This window comes from Cryobacterium sp. MLB-32 (assembly GCF_000738085.1).
In the GTDB taxonomy this organism is placed as follows: domain Bacteria; phylum Actinomycetota; class Actinomycetes; order Actinomycetales; family Microbacteriaceae; genus Cryobacterium.
This window is the reverse complement of sequence record NZ_JPRS01000268.1, coordinates 1-4,582: the sequence shown is the minus strand read 5'-3', so window position 1 is coordinate 4,582 and position 4,582 is coordinate 1. Positions and strand designations below refer to the sequence as shown.

At 68.4% G+C, this 4,582-nt stretch carries 4 protein-coding genes; all 4 read left to right on the top strand.

Going from position 1 to position 4,582, the window contains the following annotated elements; translation table 11 throughout:
- Positions 1-132: 132 nt before the first annotated feature.
- Positions 133-894, top strand: a complete 762-nt coding sequence (locus tag JF66_RS17395; protein ID WP_035879998.1) for an SDR family NAD(P)-dependent oxidoreductase — start codon at positions 133-135, stop codon at positions 892-894.
- 170 nt (positions 895-1,064) lie between these two features.
- Positions 1,065-2,126, top strand: a complete 1,062-nt coding sequence (locus tag JF66_RS17390; protein WP_035879997.1) for an Rv2578c family radical SAM protein — start codon at positions 1,065-1,067, stop codon at positions 2,124-2,126.
- Positions 2,127-2,510: 384 nt separating this feature from the next.
- Entirely contained in the window at positions 2,511-3,722 is a 1,212-nt protein-coding gene (locus tag JF66_RS17385) for a sensor histidine kinase (RefSeq protein ID WP_156109886.1), read from the top strand.
- Positions 3,719-4,582, top strand: an 864-nt coding sequence (locus JF66_RS17380; protein WP_035879996.1) for a hypothetical protein, incomplete at its 3' end; no start/stop codon positions are given. The genes JF66_RS17385 and JF66_RS17380, both read left to right, overlap by 4 nt.

Sequence of the window (4,582 nt, the reverse complement as noted above, 5' to 3'; positions counted from 1 at the left end):
ACCCGCTCCCCACACCCGCTCGACCTCGCACCCGCGTCCCCACACCCGCTGACCCACACCCGCTGACCTGCACCCGCTGACCTGAACCTTCTCACCCGAACCTGCTCACTCACCCCGACTGAAGGAACGACCATGGACCTGCGAATCGCCAACAAGACCGCCCTCGTCACCGGTGGCACCAAGGGAATCGGACGCGCGATCGTCGACGCCTTCGCTGCCGAGGGCGCCAACGTGGCGTTTTGTGCCCGCGACGCCGACGAAATCGCCGCCACCGAGGCCGCGTTCGCCTCCGCGCCGGTCACCGTGGTCGGCACGGTGCTCAACGTGCGCGATACCGTCGCGCTCACGGCGTGGGTGAACGACACCGCCACGCGCTTCGGCGGTCTCGACATGATCGTGAGCAACGTGAGCGCCCTCGCCATCCCTGACACGGCGGAGAACTGGGTTGACTCCCTCGAGGTCGACCTGATGGGTACCGTCAACCTCGTGAAGGCGAGCCTGCCGTTCCTCGAGAAGAGCGAGGCGCCGTCGATTGTGGCCCTCTCGAGCGTGTCCGGGCGTGAGGTCGACTTCGCCTCCGGACCCTACGGCACCGTCAAGACCGCGATCATCGGTTACATCGCCGGGCTCGCGTTCCAGCTCGCCGAGAAGGGCATCCGCGCCAACACGGTGTCGCCCGGAAACACGTACCACGCGGGTGGCGTGTGGGAGAGCCTCGAGGCCAACGACCGCGAGTTCTTCGACGCCGCCGTGGCCCTCAATCCCACGGGCCGCCTCGGCACGCCGCAGGAAATCGCGGCGAGCGTCGTGTTCCTCTCCAGCCCGGTATCGAGCCGCACCACCGGCGCGAACCTGCTCATTGACGGCGCGCTGACCCGCGGCATCCAGTTCTAGCCCTCGCGGCGGCATGTGGGAGCCCGCACTAAAACCGGGGTTTTCGGGGACACGCCGCTCGCGGTGGCGGCCGGCCGCGGCGTGTCTCACGAAGACCGGTTTTAGCAGCGGATGCGGCGTGTGACGGGCGCACGCTTGCGTATTATTCGTAGGTGTGTTCGAATAAGGTTATGCGTTGGACCGGTCAGGAACTCACCACGGAGCAGGCCGGCGCGCTTCCGGGGCTCGCCCAGCTGAACAACTTCGTGCGCAGCGTGCAGACACCCGAGTTCGCCGGAATTACCTTCCACGAGATCCTCGCCAAGAGCGCGCTGAATAAGGTGACCGGGCAGAGCGCCCTGCCGTTCGGGTACACGATCAACCCGTACCGGGGCTGCTCGCACGCTTGTGCGTACTGCTTCGCGCGACCCACGCACGAGTACCTCAACCTCGACGCGGGACGGGACTTCGACAGCGAGATCATCGTCAAGGTGAACGTGGCCGAGGTGCTCCGAAAAGAGCTCGCCAAGCCCAGCTGGGGCAGGCATCCGGTGGCCTTGGGCACCAACACCGATCCGTACCAGCGCGCGGAGGGCCGCTACCGGCTGATGCCGGGCATCATCGCGGCACTGGCCGAGTCTGGCACGCCGCTGTCGATCCTCACCAAGGGAACGCTGCTGCGCCGCGACCTCGATCTGCTCGCCGAGGCAAGCCGGCGCGTGCCGGTGGACATTGCTCTGTCGATCGCCATCTATGACGACGAGCTGCAGCAGTCCGTCGAGCCCGGAACCCCCTCGACCACGGCGCGGCTCGCCACGGTCACCGCCGTGCGGGAGCGCGGCCTCGACTGCGGCGTATTCATGATGCCGATCCTGCCGTTCCTCACGGACACGCGAGCGCACCTCGACGAGGCGCTGCGTCAGGCCAAGGCGGCTGGCGCGTCGAGCGTGTTGTACTGCGCCCTCAACCTCAAGCCCACGGTCAAACAGTGGTACCTGCAGTGGCTTGAGCGGGAGCATCCCGAGCTACTGCCGCGCTACCGGGACATGTTCGCGGGTGGAACGTACGCGCCGACGGAGTACCGCAGCTGGCTCGCCGCCCGGATCAAGCCGCTCATTCGGGCGCACGGGCTTGAGCGGGGCCGTACCGATCCCTCGACCGGTGGGCCGCGCTCCCGTGCCCTCGTCGCGCCCGGTGCCCGCTCCCTGATCGCGGAAGAGCTGCCTCCGGAACTCGCTCCCACTCTCTTCTAGGCCGTCACGCCCGACCTACACCGCTGCGCTCGTCCAACCCGTGAACCCGTGCGTGCGTAAGACCGGTGATTTTCGCGACACGCCGTTGCCGGTGGCGGCCCGGCCCGGCGTGTCTCAGAAACACCGGTTTTGCGGCTGGGAACGGTCCGGTCGGGTCCGGTCGGGGCGGGGCTGGGCTGGGCTGGGCTGGGTTGGTCGGGTGTGGTTTCGTAAAACCGGTGATTTTCGGGACACGCCGTTGCCGGTGGCGCCCCGGCCCGGCGTGTCTCAGAAACACCGGTTTTGCGGAGGAGAGTGCCGGGGAGCGTACCGGACGTGAGCACCGGGCTTCGTCGGATTGGACCCCCAGTCTCAGGTGACATACTAAAACTGAGGGAGATTTACATGACTCTTGGTTTACCGGGCCACCTTGTGCAGTCGGCGCTCAGTCGCGCCCTCGCCCGGGCCACTCACTGGTTCGGCCTAATCTGCCTGTTCGGTGCCCTCGCCTCTGTCGGGCTGCTCAGCCTCACCCGCTCCGGTCTGTCGATCACCGTGCTCGTGATCCTGGGCATGGCCGGAATGCTCGTCGTGCTCGCTCGCCACCGCACGGTGCTGTTCTCTCTGGCGTATCTGCTCATCGGCACCCTCTGCGTGTATGTGTACACCGAGGCCGTGTTGAGTGTTCCCGCCGTGTTGCCCGCGTCGATTGTCTTTCTCGTCGCCCTGCCCAAGATGGCCCTGGTCATGGTGGGCGGCGCGGGGTCCGGGCTCGTTATGGGCGTGGTGTGGAGCACGGTGGGGCTCGTGCTCGCCGAGGCCGCGGCACTGACCGCCATGGTGAATGCCGGTGCGATCGGTGGTCGCGACTTTTTCACGATCTCGGCCTACGTGTTCCTGACCACGGTGCTGTTGCTGGCCGCGCTCGGACGCCGTCGCGGAGCCCTCGCCCAACCGGCACTGCTCCGGGCCGCCCGCGACGACGCCGCAAGCAAGCTCCGCGATGCCCTCGACAATCGCTCGATCGCCCTGATCAATGACACGACCGTCACCCAGCTGGTGGCCCTGGCGCATGCCGCACCGGGCGCGCTGACTCCGCGCCTCGATGCCGGTCTGCGCGGCGCCCTGCATATTCTGCGGGATACCGACTGGCTGACGGATGCCGATCCGCACGACCCGGGCGAGCACGGCTCGAGCGCACTGTTCCGTGCCGTCGACCGGTGCCGAGCGGCCGGCCTCACCGTCGACATCACGGGCGAGAGTGACGCCCTTGACCGCCTCACGGCGTCGGTCGACCGCGAGCTCGCCCTCGCGGCGGAGCACTGCCTGGGCAACGTGCTGTTGCATGCGGGAGTGACCACGGCCGAGGTGAGCGTGGAGAGCGACGACGAGACCGTCTCGGTGATGGTCACGGATGCCGGCAGCGGCTTCACCCTCAAGGATTCCGGTCTTGGTCGCCTCGGGCTGCGACAGTCCGTGCGCCGACGCATCGACCGGGTGGGTGGCTCGGTGACCATCTGGACCAGACCCGGCGCCGGCACCACCGTGCGCCTCACGGTGCCCCTGGCGAACAGCGCCGCGCCCGCCGCGCCCGCACCCGCCCGGGGGCGTCGATGATCGGCCCGGCTGCCACCCAGCAGCGCCTTGATCCGATCGGGGGACTCGCGGCCTGGCCGCTCGCGCCCGTCACCGCACTGATCGTGATCGGTTATGCGGTTTTCTCCACGCTCACCCAGTCGGGTGAGGTTCAGAATCAGCTCTTCACCGCCCTCGGCGTTCTGGCGATGTCCCTCGCCGCCGGCGTGCTCGTCTGGGCGGCGCTTCCCGAGAGCGCGCCGTTCGAGCGCAGCTCGACTGTGCTGATGGTCGGTCTTGCGGTGCTCGGCTACGTTTTCGAGCAGCTCGGCATGTGGGGCCACAACCTCTCTGTGCACAACGACTTCGGTCAGATCGGCCTCGGGCTCCTCATCATGGCCCTCGCGCCGTTCCGGCCGTGGCGCGAGATTCTCGTTGTGGCCCTCGGTGCGGCTGGGGTGGTCGCTTTCGGCGCCCTGGCCCAGGCCAGCGTGCTCGGCGGCAGTACCCCGGCGGCCATCTTCGCCATCCTCGCCGCGGTGCAGCTGCTCGCCCCCGCCATGGCCGGGGCGGCGTATTGCCGACAGGTGGTGAAGGCCATTCGGGTGTGGCAAACGGATGCCCAGCGGTCCATCCGACAGAGCACCGAGGCCAGCCGGGCGGCCCTGTCGCGGGCCGTCATGGAGCAGCGGATGACGAGCCTCAACGCGACCGTGTTGCCGTTCCTTGACGAGGTGCTGGCGCGCCAGACTGTGACCGCCGCCGATATCGACCGGGCGCGGGCCCTCGCGGAACAGGTGCGGCAGCGACTCGTGGCGGAAACCGATCACACCTGGCTCGATGACCTGCTCGCCCGGGAATGGTCCGCGCTGCCCGGCGGCGGCGCGCTTGCGCCCGCCGAC

Coding starts and splice junctions, on each gene's coding strand:
- JF66_RS17395 (WP_035879998.1), top strand. CDS start 133: ATGGACCTGCGAATCGCCAACAAGACCGCCCTCGTCACCGGTGGCACC.
- JF66_RS17390 (WP_035879997.1), top strand. CDS start 1,065: ATGCGTTGGACCGGTCAGGAACTCACCACGGAGCAGGCCGGCGCGCTT.
- JF66_RS17385 (WP_156109886.1), top strand. CDS start 2,511: ATGACTCTTGGTTTACCGGGCCACCTTGTGCAGTCGGCGCTCAGTCGC.